Origin of the sequence: Rhizobium sp. NPDC092011 (genome assembly GCF_044756305.1) — a bacterium.
Lineage (GTDB): Bacteria > Pseudomonadota > Alphaproteobacteria > Rhizobiales > Rhizobiaceae > Rhizobium.
In genome coordinates, this window is the sequence record NZ_JBIVSO010000008.1 from 62,218 (window position 1) to 76,731 (window position 14,514).

The 14,514-nt window shown below is 60.2% G+C and carries 15 protein-coding genes; 3 read left to right on the forward strand and 12 right to left on the reverse strand.

Features of this window, described 5'->3' with window-relative positions:
* Positions 1 to 96 precede the first annotated feature (96 nt).
* Positions 97 to 693, forward strand: a complete 597-nt coding sequence (locus tag ACIQJ2_RS26100) for a TetR/AcrR family transcriptional regulator (RefSeq protein ID WP_400670389.1) — start codon at positions 97 to 99, stop codon at positions 691 to 693.
* A 73-nt stretch (positions 694 to 766) separates the two neighbouring features.
* Here the strand turns inward: ACIQJ2_RS26100 and ACIQJ2_RS26105 are convergent, their stop codons facing one another.
* From ACIQJ2_RS26105 to ACIQJ2_RS26155, 11 genes are all read right to left on the reverse strand, one after another.
* Entirely contained in the window at positions 767 to 1,381 is a 615-nt protein-coding gene (locus ACIQJ2_RS26105) for a transferase hexapeptide repeat family protein (RefSeq protein ID WP_400670391.1), read from the reverse strand.
* Entirely contained in the window at positions 1,382 to 1,900 is a 519-nt protein-coding gene (locus ACIQJ2_RS26110; protein ID WP_184706203.1) for an acyl-CoA thioesterase, read from the reverse strand.
* Between the two features lie 4 nt (positions 1,901 to 1,904).
* Positions 1,905 to 3,962 carry a phenylacetic acid degradation bifunctional protein PaaZ gene (gene paaZ / locus ACIQJ2_RS26115; protein WP_400670398.1) on the reverse strand — a complete coding sequence of 686 codons (2,058 nt, stop codon included), beginning with the start codon at positions 3,960 to 3,962 and terminating at the stop codon, positions 1,905 to 1,907.
* Positions 3,963 to 4,030: 68 nt separating this feature from the next.
* Positions 4,031 to 4,786: a Phenylacetic acid catabolic protein gene (locus tag ACIQJ2_RS26120; RefSeq protein ID WP_400670400.1), complete on the reverse strand. Its 756-nt coding sequence runs from the start codon at positions 4,784 to 4,786 to the stop codon at positions 4,031 to 4,033.
* 29 nt (positions 4,787 to 4,815) lie between these two features.
* Positions 4,816 to 5,892 carry a 1,2-phenylacetyl-CoA epoxidase subunit PaaE gene (gene paaE, locus ACIQJ2_RS26125; RefSeq protein ID WP_400670402.1) on the reverse strand — a complete coding sequence of 359 codons (1,077 nt, stop codon included), beginning with the start codon at positions 5,890 to 5,892 and terminating at the stop codon, positions 4,816 to 4,818.
* Positions 5,893 to 5,917: 25 nt separating this feature from the next.
* Complete coding sequence (paaD, locus tag ACIQJ2_RS26130; protein ID WP_199149375.1) at positions 5,918 to 6,442, reverse strand: 1,2-phenylacetyl-CoA epoxidase subunit PaaD; 525 nt, start codon at positions 6,440 to 6,442, stop codon at positions 5,918 to 5,920.
* Positions 6,443 to 6,451: 9 nt separating this feature from the next.
* Entirely contained in the window at positions 6,452 to 7,234 is a 783-nt protein-coding gene (gene paaC / locus ACIQJ2_RS26135; RefSeq protein ID WP_400670406.1) for a 1,2-phenylacetyl-CoA epoxidase subunit PaaC, read from the reverse strand.
* Positions 7,234 to 7,518 carry a 1,2-phenylacetyl-CoA epoxidase subunit PaaB gene (paaB, locus tag ACIQJ2_RS26140; RefSeq protein ID WP_069061017.1) on the reverse strand — a complete coding sequence of 95 codons (285 nt, stop codon included), beginning with the start codon at positions 7,516 to 7,518 and terminating at the stop codon, positions 7,234 to 7,236. The genes paaC and paaB overlap by 1 nt, the downstream gene beginning before the upstream one ends.
* Before the next feature lie 31 nt (positions 7,519 to 7,549).
* Positions 7,550 to 8,557 (reverse strand): 1,2-phenylacetyl-CoA epoxidase subunit PaaA, encoded by a 1,008-nt coding sequence (paaA, locus tag ACIQJ2_RS26145; RefSeq protein ID WP_400670411.1) that lies wholly within the window; start codon positions 8,555 to 8,557, stop codon positions 7,550 to 7,552.
* A 299-nt stretch (positions 8,558 to 8,856) separates the two neighbouring features.
* Positions 8,857 to 9,747: a phenylacetic acid degradation operon negative regulatory protein PaaX gene (gene paaX / locus ACIQJ2_RS26150; RefSeq protein ID WP_400670413.1), complete on the reverse strand. Its 891-nt coding sequence runs from the start codon at positions 9,745 to 9,747 to the stop codon at positions 8,857 to 8,859.
* 95 nt (positions 9,748 to 9,842) lie between these two features.
* A complete protein-coding gene (locus tag ACIQJ2_RS26155) occupies positions 9,843 to 10,322 on the reverse strand; it encodes an Lrp/AsnC family transcriptional regulator (RefSeq protein WP_199149379.1) in 480 nt (159 codons plus the stop codon).
* Positions 10,323 to 10,441: 119 nt separating this feature from the next.
* On the opposite strand from ACIQJ2_RS26155, the gene ACIQJ2_RS26160 reads away from it, so the two are divergent.
* Complete coding sequence (locus ACIQJ2_RS26160; RefSeq protein ID WP_400670415.1) at positions 10,442 to 12,520, forward strand: transketolase C-terminal domain-containing protein; 2,079 nt, start codon at positions 10,442 to 10,444, stop codon at positions 12,518 to 12,520.
* Between the two features lie 2 nt (positions 12,521 to 12,522).
* Positions 12,523 to 13,752, forward strand: coding sequence for a dihydrolipoamide acetyltransferase family protein (locus ACIQJ2_RS26165; protein ID WP_400670417.1), 1,230 nt, complete (start codon positions 12,523 to 12,525; stop codon positions 13,750 to 13,752).
* Positions 13,753 to 13,889: 137 nt separating this feature from the next.
* On the opposite strand, the gene ACIQJ2_RS26170 is transcribed toward ACIQJ2_RS26165, so the two are convergent.
* Positions 13,890 to 14,375, reverse strand: a complete 486-nt coding sequence (locus ACIQJ2_RS26170) for a hypothetical protein (protein WP_400670420.1) — start codon at positions 14,373 to 14,375, stop codon at positions 13,890 to 13,892.
* Between the last annotated feature and the right edge of the window lie 139 nt (positions 14,376 to 14,514).

Sequence of the window (14,514 nt, forward strand, 5' to 3'; positions counted from 1 at the left end):
AGGATAGTCTGGCAAGGATTTGATTGTATATAGGAAAGGTCGGTCGCCTCTGGTGGCCCAGATATAGTCAGGCAGGAATGAGCAGAGCAGGACAACATGGCACGCACGCGCGCAGTTGATTTCGAGGAAAAGCAGCGTGGTATCCTGGCGAGCGCCGCGGCTGTCTTCGCCGAGGTCGGCATGGAGAAAGCCTCCATGTCGATGATCGCCTCGCATAGCAATGTCTCGAAAGCCTTGCTCTACCATTACTATCCCGGCAAGGACGCCCTGATTTTCGATATCGTGCAGACGCATCTGACCGAGCTCGAAAGTGCAATCGAAGCAGCTGACCGCATCAATGTGACGCCGCAGGAACGCTTGCGGCTGCTCGTGAAAGCCGTGCTGAAGAACTATGAGGGTGCCGACAACGAGCATCAGGTGCAGTTGAACGGGACGCACGCCCTGTCGCCCGAGCAGCTTTCGGAATTGCGCATGATCGAACGGCGGATCGTCAAGCGCTTCTCCAGCATTATTGAAGCCCTTAATCCGGATCTGAACAAGAACAGGCCGTTGCTGATGCCGGTCACCATGTCACTCTTCGGCATGATGAACTGGGTCTATATGTGGTTCCGACCCGACGGGGCGATCACCCGCGACGAATATGCCGATATTGCCACCACCCTCATCCTCGAAGGGGTCAAGGCCGTCCGTTGACGGAGCACGAAGCCGAAAACCGCGCGCGGTTTTCGGACGACGCCATGTTCTATTTCGCTGATTCTAAAGCGGATCACTCGCCGAGTTTCATTCTTTCGAGAATCAGCGGATCGTATTCCGGGGCGCGAATGCGTCGGCGATCAGGCTCGGGCGCGGTCAAGGGCGCGACGGCGACGAGCTTCTCTTTTGCCTCCAGTGCCAACCGTTGATAGATTGATGTGCCCTGGCGCTTCCAGGCGATCTCATCTGCCGTAAGTTCTCGCACGACACGCGCCGGCGAGCCGACCGCGAGGCTGTTTGCCGGGATTTCCGCGCCGGCCTTAACGAAGGCCATGGCTGCAACGATGGCGTTTTCACCGATGACGGCCTCATCCATGATGACCGCGTTCATGCCGACCATCGCATTGGCGCCGATCTTGCAACCGTGCAGCACCGCGCCATGGCCGATATGCCCCGCCTCGCCGATCGTGACTTCCAAGTTCGGAAAACTGTGCACGACGCAGGTCTCCTGCACATTCGAGCCACGCTCAAGCACGATGCGCCCGAAATCGCCGCGCAGCACGGCGCCCGGCCCGACATAGCAGGCGGGGCCGATGATGACATCGCCGATGACGGTTGCGGCCGGGTGCACGAAGGCCGCCGGGTCGATGACCGGTATCACGCCATCATAGGAATAGATCTGCGCCATTCAATCGCCTCCCAAACCTTCCACATCCCGGCCGGTTTCGGCCACCGATTCAAGCCGTTGCGCGAATTCGCGACGCAGAGTGCGGCGTAGCTGGGCGGCCTTGTGTCGACGGATATCGACCGGCGTTGCCGGCACCAATTCTGGAACGCGGACCGGGCGGCCAGCTTCATCGACGGCAACCATGGTGAAATAGCAGGAGTTCGTGTGACGGCGCTCGCCGGAGCGGATATTTTCCGCCTCGACCCTTATGCCGACCTCCATCGACGTGCGACCTGTATCGTTGATCGAGGCGCGGAAGGTCACGAGTTCGCCGACATTGATCGGCTCCTTGAACAGAACCTGATCAACCGACAAAGTCACCGCATATTGCTGGGAATAGCGGGAAGCACAGGAAAAAGCGACGCGATCGAGCAGGTTCAGAAGTGCGCCGCCATGCACCTTGCCGCTGAAATTCGCCATATCCGGCGTCATCAGCACGGTCATTTCCAGGCGATGCGGGTCTTGCTCGATCGTCGTCATGCGCTCACTCTCTCGTTTTCGCCACCATCGTCAGAACGTCATACTGCGCGACGACGGCGTCCAGCTGGTTCGTTACCTTGCAATCCCAACGCACCTCGCCATGCTCGGCATTGGCGCGGGGATTGATCTCCTTGCAGGTCAACTGCACCTGAAGCGTATCACCCGGATTGACCGGTGTCAGGAAGCGCAAATTGTCGACGCCGTAATTTGCAAGGACCGGACCCGGCGCCGGATCGACGAAGAGGCCGGCGGCGAAAGAGACGATGAGATAGCCGTGGGCGACGCGACCGTCGAAGAATGGATTGGCCTTTGCGGCTTCCTCATCCATATGGGCGTAAAAGGTGTCGCCGGTGAAGCTTGCAAAATGCTCGATATCGTCGAGCGTGACCGTCCGTTTCGCGGTGACAAGCTGATCGCCGATCTTGAGTTCGGCAAGTGACTTGCGGAACGGATGTTCACTACCGGTCCGCGCAGCAGCCCCCTCCATCCAGCGACCGGTGACCGCCGACAACAGGCGCGGTGTGCCCTGGACGGCCGTGCGCTGCATATAGTGCTTCACGGCTCGGATGCCGCCAAGCTCCTCGCCGCCGCCGGCGCGGCCAGGACCGCCATGGACGAGGCCCGGCAAGGGGGAACCATGCCCGGTGGAGCTCTTGGCACTCGCACGGTTGCCGATCATCACACGGCCATGGAACGGCGCGAGGCCAAGAACGACCTCCTCGGCGAAACCGGGGTCATTGGTGAAGACGGAGGCAACAAGGCTGCCCTTGCCACGCCGCGCCAGATCGACCGCCTCTTCCGCCGTATCGTAAGGCATCACCGTGCTGACGGGACCGAAGGCCTCGACATCGTGGATCGCCCGCGCCGAGCCTGGCTTGTCGCAATAGAGGAGCACCGGATTGAGAAAGGCGCCTGCCTTCGCGTCGCCAGACATGACGCTTGGATTGTCGGGATCGCCGCCGACGATCTCGGCATCGACGGCTAGGTCGCGGATGCGGGCACGCACTTCCTCGCGTTGATCGAGGCTCGCGAGCGGCCCCATGCGAACCGTCTCGTCGGCCGGATTGCCGATCGCGGTCTTGCCGAGACGATCGTTCAATGCTGAAATGAGAGCATCGCTGTAGGCACGCGGCGCAATGACGCGGCGGATGGCCGTGCATTTCTGCCCAGCCTTCACGGTCATCTCGCGGGCGACTTCCTTGACGAAGAGATCGAACTCTTCCGTGCCCGGGCCGGCATCAAGGCCAAGAACGGCCGCATTGAGGCTATCGGCCTCCATGGTGAAGCGAACGGAGTTTTCGATAATGGCCTTATGCGTCTTGAGACGCTGGCCGGTCGCTGCGGAACCGGTGAAGGTAACGACATCCTGGCCTTCGACATGATCAAGGAGATCGCCGACCGAACCGCAGACAAGCTGCAGCGCACCTTCCGGCAGCAGGCCGGTCTCGATGATGCGGCGAACCATGAGTTCGGCGAGGTAAGCGGTCTGGCTTGCCGGCTTGACAATGGCGGGAACGCCGGCGAGCAAGGTCGGGGCCACCTTTTCCAGCATGCCCCAGCAGGGGAAGTTGAAGGCGTTGATATGAACGGCAACACCCTGCAGCGGGCTTAGAATATGCTGCGCGGAAAAGCTCTGATCCTTGGAGAGCTGCTCCACATCGCCATCGAGCAGCACGCGCGCGTTCGGCAGCTCGCGCCGACCCTTGGAAGCGTAGGACAGCAGCGTTCCGATGCCGCCTTCGATATCGACCCAGCTATCGGCCCGCGTGGCGCCCGTTGCCGTCGAGAGCGCATAGAACTCTTCCTTCCTCTCGAGCAGAGCCTGTCCGAGCGCCTTCAGCATTGCGGCGCGCTCATGGAAGGACATGCGTCTGAGCGCCGGACCGCCCTTGTCGCGACCATGCGCCAGCGTCTGCTTGAAGTCGACGCCGGAGGAATCGATTGACGCAACGGGTGCACCGGTCGAGGCGTCGAGCAGCGCTACGCCTTCCTTGGCACCGGCGACCCAAGTGCCTCCGACATAGCTCTCAAGCCGGCGCGGCTGATTTGCCATGATGTTCATCCGTGTTTCCTTCCTTCATTTTCCAACAATCCCGAATGGAGGCCGCCAGGCGGTTTTCCAGGGATCGCTTAAATCAATCCGAGCGCAGAGAGTTGCGCATCGACATCGGCTTGCCACTCGGCAAGTAGGGATTCATTGGGTTGATGGCGCAGACCGAAGCGCGACAACGTTTCGAAGCGGGTGGAACCGGCATGGCCAAAACTCTCCGCAACGCGCGGATACCAATAGGCGACCGAAGCGCGTGCCTTCACCCGTCCCTCGTCATCGGCAACGATGCGGGCAAGACCTGCAGCGCCAAGTTCCGCGTGCCGTCTTTCGCGCGGCAGAATGATACGAAAGACCTCGGCCAACGGCTGGTAGGATACACGCCCCAACTCTTTCAGCTGTACGATGCTGGCCGCTCCCATCAGAACGTTCATGATGACCGCATCCATCCAGCCCTCAAGCGGGTAATGGAAAACGGAAAGCCGCATATCGCCGCCTTGCCTGACAGCGCCGATGTCGGCGTCACGGGATAGCCGCGCCGCCCAGGGATGATGGACGGCATAGCGGCCGCCATCGACGCCGAAAGTCTCCATGACTTTCAGGACCTGTCCGGCGTGGTCGGTCTTTTCCAGAACGATGCGTGCCGCGGAAATCCGCTCCTGAATGCCGGGCGCGTCGTTGATGATATCGGCAAAGCCGGCGGAACCGGCCAGTTCGCTATCGACGAAGCTTGCCATCAGTCGCAACAACTCGCCGCGATAGCGCGGGGTCACATTGTCGGGCGAGGACAGCACGCCGCCCTCCTGCAGATATTGCTCGATCGGCATCGTCTCGGACATTTCGTTCCTCCCTTCGATGCGGTTTGGCGCTATTGGTCGTAGCTGACGACGATGCGGTCGGTGAGCGGATAGCACTGACAGGTCAGCACGTAGCCCTGGCGCACCTCGTAGTCTTCGAGCGCATGGTTGACCTCCATCTCGACCTCGCCTTCGAGAACCTTGGCCCGGCAGGTGGAACAAACGCCGGCCTTGCAGGCATAGGGCACGTCCATCGCGTTTTCGAGCGCGGCATCGAGCAGGCATTGGCCATGTTTTGGAAACTTGAAGACGCGCGTCGCGCCGTCGAGTGTCACGGTTGCCTCGCAGCTCGTTCCATGATCGGCTGCGGCGGCGCTCTCCACTTTGCGGCGGGCACGGCCGGGCTGCGAGGAGGCGAACAGCTCGAACTTGATCTGGTCGTCCCGCATGCCGTGCTCGCGCAGCGCCGCAGCGATTGCGAGCATCATCGGCTCGGGGCCGCAGATGAAGGCGGTCGCGACCGACGTCAGATCGATCCAGTGCTTGAAGAGCGCCTTGCATTTCTCAGCGTCGATCCGGCCGGTGAAAAGATCGATCTCCTGCGCCTCGCTTTCGAGCACGTGCAGGACAGAAAGGCGACCGAGATAGAGGTTCTTCAGATCCTCCAGCTCCTCGCGGAACATGATCGAGCTGATCTGCCTATTGGCATAGACGAGGGTGAAAACCGAGCGGGGCTCGCGCGCCAACACCGTCTTGATGATCGAGAGAACCGGCGTGATGCCGCTGCCACCGGCAAAGCCGAGATAATGCTTTGCCACGTCGGGCTCGATCGCGCTGAAGAAGGCGCCCATCGGCGGCATGGCTTCCAGCGTATCGCCGGCCTTCAGATTTTCATTGATCCAGGTCGAGAAACAGCCACCATCGACACGCTTGATGCCGACCTGCAAGATGCCCTCGTCCTTGCCGGCACAGATCGAATAGGAACGACGCAGCTCCTCGTCATCGAATTTGCGGCGGAAGGTCAGATACTGCCCCTGCGTGAAGTCGAAGACAGCCCGATCCTCCTCGGATGGCGCAAGCGTGACGACAACCGCATCGCGCGTCTCGCGGCGTACATCGGTGACGGTCAGGGGATGGAAACGTGCCATGGATGCGGGCCTCGTCCTGTTGGGGTCAAATGCACTTGAAGTAGTCGAACGGCTCCAGACAGTCGGTACAGCGATAGCTCGCCTTGCAGGGCGTCGAGCCGAACTGACTGATCTTCTCCGTATTTGCCGAGCCGCAACGCGGACAGGCGATGGTGAGGTTCGAGCGGCCGGCGAGCCGGTCGATACGCTTCATCAAGATGCCGTCGGCAGCAGTACCGTCGATCGGTGGAGCGATGCCGTAGGCGCGCAGCTTCTCGCGGCCCTCGGCACTGATCCAATCCGTCGTCCAGGCTGGCGACAGCCGTCGCTCCAGCCGCACCCGGTCGACGCCTTTTTCTGCGAGCGCCCGTTCGATATCAAGATTGATCACCGTCGTTGCGGGACAGCCCGAATAGGTCGGCGTCACCGTGACGACAAGCGTATCCTCCTGCCAGCCGACATCGCGGATGATGCCGAGATCGGTCAGCGAAATTACCGGGATCTCCGGGTCCGGCACTTCCGATAGCCAATGCCAGATCTCTTCGACCGGAGGGTGGAGTGCGGTCGCCATGCCAGCCTCCTACCAGGTTGCGCCCGGATAGGCGCGCTGCAGGAATTGCAACTCAGTGAGGATGAAGCCCAGATGCTCTGTATGAACGCCACGGCGGCCACCCTTATGCATATAGCCATCCGCCGGACGTTTCAGCGTCGCTTCCGTCAGCGTGTCAGAGACGATCTCGTCCCAACCGGCTTTGAGGCTTTGCGGCTCCGGGATAACGCCGGCCTGCGCCAGCGCTGCATCGGCGGCATCGCCGACGAACATTTCGCCGGTAAACGGCCAAAGTTCGTCCAAGGCTTCCTGCATGCGGCGATGGCTTTCGGCCGTGCCGTCGCCAAGGCGGATGATCAGGTCGCGGCTGCGATCGAGGTGATAGGAAACTTCCTTGAAAGCCTTCTCGGCGATCTCGGCAATGCGCCGGTCGGTTGAGCCTTTCAACGCCCTCAGCAGCAAATAGTGCCAGGCATCGAAGAGAAATTGCCGCATAAGTGTGTTGCCGAAATCGCCATTGGGGCGTTCGACCAGCAGGATATTGCGGAACTCGTAACCGTCGCGCAGATAGGCGAGATCATCGGCCGAGCGGCCGTTGCCCTCCACCTCGCCCGCAAGCCCGAGCCAGAGCTGGGTCTGGCCGATCAGGTCGAGCGCGGTGTTGGCGAGCGCAATATCCTCTTCCAGCGCCGGCCCGCGGCCACACCATTCGGAAACGCGATGGCCGAGGATCAGCGTGTTATCGCCGATGCGCAGGAGGAATTCGACAAGAGCGGCCTGGTCGACCGCCGGATCCAGTGCTGCGGTTGCCATCACATATGCCCCACTTCATCGGGAATGTCGAAGAAGGTCGGATGACGATAGACCTTGGAATTGGAGGGATCGAACAGTGGCCCTTTCTCCGAAGGCGCACTGGCGGTGATCTCGGACGAGCGCACCACCCAGATGCTGACGCCTTCGTTGCGGCGGGTATAGACATCGCGCGCATTGTTGATTGCCATTTCGGCATCTGGCGCATGCAGGCTGCCGACATGGCGATGGTTGAGGCCATGCTGACCACGGATGAAGACTTCCCAAAGCGGCCATTCGCTGGACATGTTTTTCACTCCCTGAAAAATTCGACCCGCCTTATTCGGCGGCGACCCTGGCGACGGCACGGCGTTCGGCCGCTTTCTCGGCATGCGCCGTCAAGCCGTCGCGGAACCACGCACCATCATCCCATGCTTGCTTGCGGGCATTCAGTCGCTCCGCATTGCATGGGCCGTTGCCGGCGATCACGTTGAAGAACTCTTCCCAATCCGGCTCGCCGAAATCATAGCCGCCTTTCGCATCGTTCCACTTCAGAGCGGGATCGGGGACGGTCAGGCCGAGATATTCGGCCTGCGGCACGGTCTGGTCGACGAATTTCTGACGCAGCTCGTCATTGGAATTCTGCTTGATCTTCCAGGCCATCGACTGGGCCGAATGCACCGAGGCATCGTCCGAAGGGCCGAACATCATCAGCGACGGCCACCACCAGCGGTTCAGCGCATCCTGCACCATGGCCTTCTGAGCCGGCGTGCCCTGCCTCGCCATCTTCATCAGGACATCGAAGCCCTGGCGTTGATGGAAGCTCTCTTCCTTGCAGATCCGGATCATGGCCCGCGAATAGGGACCATAGGAACAGCGCTGCAGCGGAACCTGGTTCATGATGGCAGCGCCATCCACCAGCCAGCCGATCGCACCGATATCGGCCCAGGTCAGCGTCGGATAGTTGAAGATCGAGGAATATTTGGCCTTGCCGGAATGGAGCTGCTCATACATCTCGTCGCGGCTGATGCCGAGCGTTTCGGCGGCGCAGTAGAGATAGAGGCCGTGGCCCGCCTCGTCCTGAACCTTGGCAAGCAGGATCGCCTTGCGTTCCAGCGTCGGTGCGCGCGTAATCCAGTTGCCTTCGGGGAGCTGGCCGACGATTTCGGAATGGGCGTGCTGGCTGATCTGACGGATCAAGGTCTTGCGATAGCCTTCCGGCATCCATTCCTTTGGCTCGATCTTCTGGCCGGCATCGACGCGTTCCTGGAAGGCGCGCTCCTGAGGATCCATCTCGTCGAGGGAACGGATGCGGGTGCCGTCGGTTTTCACCATCTGTGCATACATTGATCTTTCCTCCGTCTTTCCGCGTCTTGCGCGCTCGAGAATGATCGCAGGCCTGCAGTTGTCTTGAAGCGTGTCAGCAGGGCCGTCGCTTCACGGCACCGTCAGTATAGGCCTGTTTCTCGTTCTCCTCCACGAAACCTCACATCGTCAGCGATGGAATTAGCCGACCGATCGGTCACTGTATTAGCACGCGATATGTCACAGTTCAAATCAATTTTCGGAAATTTTTGTGACATTCATGGTCGCGAAAGACTATCCCAGCGTAACGAAGTCGCTATGTAGTTGAGTATACTGGGCTTTCAGCGGGATACGAGGCGATCGAGCCTGGCTCGGCTGGCCGCAGTTGCCTCCTGGAGCTTGCCAGCATCATTGACGAAGCGGCGGCCGACATAGCCATCGGCCTTCTTGGAGAGGCGCAAATAGAGATCGGCAAAGAGGCGTCGCGCCTCTTCGCCCGGCCAATTATCCGGCAACGCCGATTGGGGAAGATGCGGCTCGCGCAGCACGATCAGGCGATATTGATGAACGAGAAGCAGCCGCGCGATCAGGCAATCGAACGGCGAAAGCGTCGCACAATCGCCGACATCAAACGAAAACGACCCGAAGCGACCGACGAATTCTTCATAGGCCTCGGCGAAGCGCGGCAGGTTCCAGGCCTCCTCCGCAAATTCCCTCAAAGCGCCGTTGTCGGTCGCAAGCTGGGCATCGAAGACAACGACGCGCCCCGGCAACGGCGGCGCCGGATGCGTTCCCACCGCCAGGCGTGGATTCAACCTGGCAAAACCATCCCGCTCCAGACCCTGCATTATCTCCTCGGGAGCAGGGCCATTGATGAGGACGAATTGCCATCGAACTGCAGGTTCCGGCCCGTAAAACAGGCTGGCGGCCTCGACAAACTCGCTTTGGGCCGTGTCCGTCAACCGGTAGAAACTGCGGCGGCCTTCCCGCTCCCCGACAAGCTGGCCTGCCGTCACCAGTCGCGAGACCGCGGTCCGCACCAGCGTTTCCGTAATGCCGACGCTCTTGCAGGTTTCGATGAGGTTGCCGATCCAGATCACCCCTCCCCGCGGCTCGACGACGTCGCCATAGATCGTCACGATGAAACTTGCCGCCTTGATGGGCAGATCGACGAGCAGCGCCGCAACCGCGTCGCTCAGATCATCTCCAGGTTTCACACTATCAGTCGACAATCGCGCTCCGCTCCGCCTCGGCAAACTGGAGGTCTATTAACGTGGGACGCCGGGAATGTTCAAGGCAAGCCCGCATCAAAGGAAAGATATGCTCTCTATCGGGATGCATTCGTCGGCAACGCCGTCGTGTATTTCACACATTTCAGCGAGAAGTGCGACGAAGAGCTGAGGACGGCTTCGTGTGTCAGGATTCCCCGCATCAAAAGCCCTTCATACTCCCTGACATCGGCGACGACGGCTCGGATGAGATAATCCCACTCGCCGGACATCGAGTAGCATTCGAGAACTTCGCGATAACTCGCGATGAACTGCTCGAAATCGCGACGGGTCGCGGGATCGTGCGTCTTCATCTTGACCTGGCAGAACACGTTTAGTCCCTTGCCGATCTTGTCTGCATCGACAAGGCGAACTGTTCGACCGAGTACGCCCGCATTTTCCAGCGCCTTTATTCTGCGCCAGCAGGAGGCAGGCGACGCTCCGACCTTTTCTGCGAGCGCCGACTGGCTGATATCGCCCTCGTCCTGCAAAACACGCAGAATCGCCCTGTCGACATGATCCAGATCGAAATTTTCCATTCAAAAAATCGCCATTCATGAAATAGACATTTCAAACACTACCGCGCAATCCAGGAAATTGAAAGGAATACAGCGGGTGTTTTGAATTAGAATCTGTGGGCCATATGGAGGAGGATCACATGGCCCATCTCGCCGTCAGAAAGCATGAGCGGAACGCGCCCGACGATCGCATCGACTGGCGCAAGGTCGCCTATCTTGTCCAACTCTCGAGGGCCCTCGACGAGATGGAAGAGAAGCGGCTCGTTCCCGAGAAGAAGGTTCTCTATCAGTTTTCCGCGCGTGGCCACGACATGGCGCAGATCCTGCTCGGGACGCAGCTCACAGGCTTGCACGATGCGACTTGCGGCTATTATCGCTCGCGGCCGCTTCTGCTGTCTCTCGGGGTTGATCCGGTCGATGCCCTCGGCTCCGCCATGGGCCGTGCCGGCGGCTATTCCGACGGGCGCGATATCGGCGTCGTCTTCAATTATCCGAATCTTTCAGGCGCTTCGGCGCTGCCCATGTGCGGCGGCGTCGGTGCTCAATACACGCCGACCGCCGGCTGGGCACAGGCAATGAAATATTACGCGACCACATTGGGTCGTCAGGACTACGCACGGGATATCGGCGTCGTTCTTGGCGGCGATGGTTCGGTTGCCTCGAACGGCTTCTGGGCAGCCCTCACCGCCGCGACAACGCAAGCATTGCCGATGCTGTTCTATATCGAGGATAATGGCTTTGGCATTTCAGTCCCGTCGACAGTGCAAACGCCCGGCGGCAATATCGCCGCCAACCTCGCGAGCTGGAAAAATCTAGCAGTATTTGATGGCGACGGATGCAATCCCGCCGAGGCGGCCAATCTCATCCAGGATGCGGTCTCCTTCGTCCGGGAAGAGCGCAAGCCCGCTTTGCTAAGGCTGACGGTTCCGCGCCTTGAGGGACATAGCTTTCAGGATACGCAAACTTACAAGAGCGAAGAGACGGTCAGGCGCGAGTGGGAGCGCGATCCCCTACCCCGCCTCAGAGACTTCCTCGTGCCCGCCGTGATGACGGTACAGGAGTGGGATGCCTGCGAAAGCGACGCGCGCCGGATGGCCGAAAGCGCCCGCATTGCAGCCGAGGAGAGGTCGGTCGCCGACCCCTCGTCGGTAACCCGCCATGTCTTCTTCGATGGCGACATGCAGACCATGGGCGGCCAGTATCCCATGGGCTATGCGCAACGGGCGACGACGACGGAAGCCGAGACATCCGGCGCGCGCATCAACATGGTCACCGCCATTCGCAAGACCCTCGAACACGAGATGTCGATCAACGAACGGGTGGTGATCTTCGGCGAGGACGTTGGCCCGAAAGGCGGTGTCCATGCCGTCACCCTCGGGATGCAGGAGAAATTCGGTGACGAGCGGGTTTTCGACACGTCTCTTTCCGAAGAGGGAATTATCGGCCGGGCAGTCGGCATGGCATTAGCCGGACTGGTCCCGGTTCCCGAAATCCAGTTCAGAAAATATGCCGAACCCGCAACAGAGCAGCTGAACGACTGCGGCACCATTCGCTGGCGCACCAACAACCGCTTCGCAGCGCCCATCGTGGTCCGCATGCCGGGCGGCTTCTTCAAATGCGGCGATCCCTGGCATAGCCAGACCAACGAAGTCGCTTTCGTCCACCAGCCCGGATGGAAAGTGGCCGTTCCGTCGAATGCTACCGACGCGGTCGGCCTGCTGCGCACCTCGATCCGCGGCAATGACCCCGTCATCTTCTTCGAACACCGGGCGATGCTCGATCATGCATGGGCGCGCCGCCCCTATCCAGGCGACGATTTCGCGCTGCCCTTCGGCAAGGCAAATCTCACCCGCACCGGCAATGACATTACCATCGTGACCTGGGGCGCCATGGTGCAGCGATGCGAGGAGGCTGCCGAAGGTATCTCGGCCGATATCATCGATCTAAGAACATTGATGCCCTGGGACCAGGAGGCAGTGCTCGTCTCGGTCGCCAAGACCCATCGATGCCTCATCGTCCACGAAGACCTCGAAACCGGTGGATTTGGCGCGGAAATTTCCGCCGTCGTTGCCGACAAGGCCTTCATGGATCTCGACGCCCCGGTCTCTCGCCTCACCATGCCGGATATTCCAAGCCCGCATAATCCCGTTCTCCTCGATTGGGCCGTGCCGTCGACGGAACGGATCACCAAACGCATTGCCGAACTGCTGGAGTTTTGAGTATGGCCAACTCGATCGAAATCACTGCTCCCATCGAGCAGGAAGGCACGAAGGCGGTTGTCCGCAATTGGCTGAAGCAGATCGGCGATCATGTCAAAGAAGGGGATGCGCTTGTCGAACTTGAAACCGATAAGGTGACGCAGGAGATAGCGGCGCCTTGCGACGGTATCCTGAGCGAAATCGCCATGACGGATGGTGACGACGCGACACCCGGAGCGACGCTTGGGCGCATGATCGTCCCCGCCAACGGTGTTGCGGTCGAAGCGATGATTGCTCCGACGCAGGTGCACAGCGATGCGGCAACACGCGCCAAGACACATTATTCACCTGCGGTGCGCAAGGCCGCGAGGGAATATGGGATCGATCCGGCCACGCTCACGGGCAGCGGCAAGGATGGGCGCGTGACACGCGCCGACATGGAGCATGCGCGCGAAAGCGATACGTCCACAGCCTCCCCGCCGCTATCTCACCCCGGTTCCGTAGAACATGGCAAGGTGCCGCTGGAATCTCCAGTCTCGTCGGTGTCGATGGAGGGTCGCTCCCGGATCCTGCCGCATTCCACCATGCGTCTTTCGATCGCAAAACACATGGCTCAATCCCTGGCAACCGCCCCACAAGTCACAGCGGTCTTCGAGGCAGATTTCACGGCGATCATGCGTCATCGCGAGATCCATAAGGAGCGGTTGAAAGCCCAGGGCATAAACCTCTCATACACTGCCTATTTCCTGGCGGCGTCCGTGGCGGCCATGAAAGTGGTGCCCGAGGTAAACAGCCAGTGGCATGATGAAAGCCTCGAGATCTTCGAGGACGTCAATATCGGCGTTGGAATCGCGCTGGGCGAGAAAGGCTTGGTGGCCCCGGTCATCCGGCAAGCGCAGACTTTATCGCTCGAGAAAATTGCAGACCGGCTGCAGGATCTGACAAACCGGGCGCGATCCAATACCCTTAAGGGCGAGGAGATGAAGGGCGGAACCTTCACGATTTCCAATCATGGGATCTCGGGGTCGCTGCTGGCGTCCCCCATCATCATCAACCAGCCGCAGTCTGCCATTCTTGGGGTCGGCAAGCTGGAAAAACGCGTTGTCGTCCGGGAGCTCGATGGGGTCGACGCGATCCAGATCCGACCGATGGCCTATGTGTCCCTAACGATCGACCACCGTTCGCTCGATGGGCACCAGACAAATTCCTGGTTGACTGAGTTTGTCCGAACTCTGGAGAACTGGCCTCAATAGGCGCCTGTCTCGGTTAGAACGAGAGCGATAAGTCAAAGTGAAGATGACGGTCCGCTGCAACATTGACTGGACGAGAACGGCCGGGCCGCCAAGGATACGAAATCAACCCGTTCTTGTACCCAACCGACAATCGTCAATTATAATGCGGAGGCGCCAGTCCGGCGGTCGGAACGGAGCTTGCGGTTCTCTTTCAAGGCGCGCTGGAACTTGTGGTCCGTTTGAACATGCTGGCCGAGATCATCGAGAAACTCGTGGACATCGCGAAGGCTGTCGACAACGATATAACGCAGTCCATTGCCCGCATCGATCCGATCGTGGCCGATGCTGACGCCGAAGCCGCCAGCGACCTTGCGAAACCAGGCCGAACGCCAGTTCGTGAAGCCGGCAGGGTCCGCCTCGAATTCCGCGAGCAATTCCCTTTGTCTCTCGATCCGCGAAAGGAATGCCGCAACGATATCGGCTGCACCAGCCTTCGGCTTTTCCGCTCTTTTTGCAGCCCATTTCTCGATGAAGCCGGATGCGGGCGGCAGATCCTGCATTTCTTCGTGCTCGATAGCCGCAGCCAGGCCCACATCCATCGGCTCAGGACAGTGTTCGCTCGGGGCTTTGTCAACTGACGACACCTCCCCTTCCGCTAGATCCTGCTTAAGCTCGGAAGCGAATGCGCCCCAGATCGATCTCTTCTGTTCGATCGGTTGCGCTTTGGTTCGACGGGAGCTCTTGATTTCGAGAATGAAGGGTTTTGTCTGTTTAACCATCTTG

Excerpts from the sequence above, each read along its gene's own strand:
- ACIQJ2_RS26100 (WP_400670389.1), top strand. The coding sequence starts at position 97 with ATGGCACGCACGCGCGCAGTTGATTTCGAGGAAAAGCAGCGTGGTATC.
- ACIQJ2_RS26105 (WP_400670391.1), bottom strand. The coding sequence starts at position 1,381 with ATGGCGCAGATCTATTCCTATGATGGCGTGATACCGGTCATCGACCCG.
- ACIQJ2_RS26110 (WP_184706203.1), bottom strand. The coding sequence starts at position 1,900 with ATGACGACGATCGAGCAAGACCCGCATCGCCTGGAAATGACCGTGCTG.
- paaZ (WP_400670398.1), bottom strand. The coding sequence starts at position 3,962 with ATGAACATCATGGCAAATCAGCCGCGCCGGCTTGAGAGCTATGTCGGA.
- ACIQJ2_RS26120 (WP_400670400.1), bottom strand. The coding sequence starts at position 4,786 with ATGTCCGAGACGATGCCGATCGAGCAATATCTGCAGGAGGGCGGCGTG.
- paaE (WP_400670402.1), bottom strand. The coding sequence starts at position 5,892 with ATGGCACGTTTCCATCCCCTGACCGTCACCGATGTACGCCGCGAGACG.
- paaD (WP_199149375.1), bottom strand. The coding sequence starts at position 6,442 with ATGGCGACCGCACTCCACCCTCCGGTCGAAGAGATCTGGCATTGGCTA.
- paaC (WP_400670406.1), bottom strand. The coding sequence starts at position 7,234 with ATGGCAACCGCAGCACTGGATCCGGCGGTCGACCAGGCCGCTCTTGTC.
- paaB (WP_069061017.1), bottom strand. The coding sequence starts at position 7,518 with ATGTCCAGCGAATGGCCGCTTTGGGAAGTCTTCATCCGTGGTCAGCAT.
- paaA (WP_400670411.1), bottom strand. The coding sequence starts at position 8,557 with ATGTATGCACAGATGGTGAAAACCGACGGCACCCGCATCCGTTCCCTC.
- ACIQJ2_RS26155 (WP_199149379.1), bottom strand. The coding sequence starts at position 10,322 with ATGGAAAATTTCGATCTGGATCATGTCGACAGGGCGATTCTGCGTGTT.
- ACIQJ2_RS26160 (WP_400670415.1), top strand. The coding sequence starts at position 10,442 with ATGGCCCATCTCGCCGTCAGAAAGCATGAGCGGAACGCGCCCGACGAT.
- ACIQJ2_RS26165 (WP_400670417.1), top strand. The coding sequence starts at position 12,523 with ATGGCCAACTCGATCGAAATCACTGCTCCCATCGAGCAGGAAGGCACG.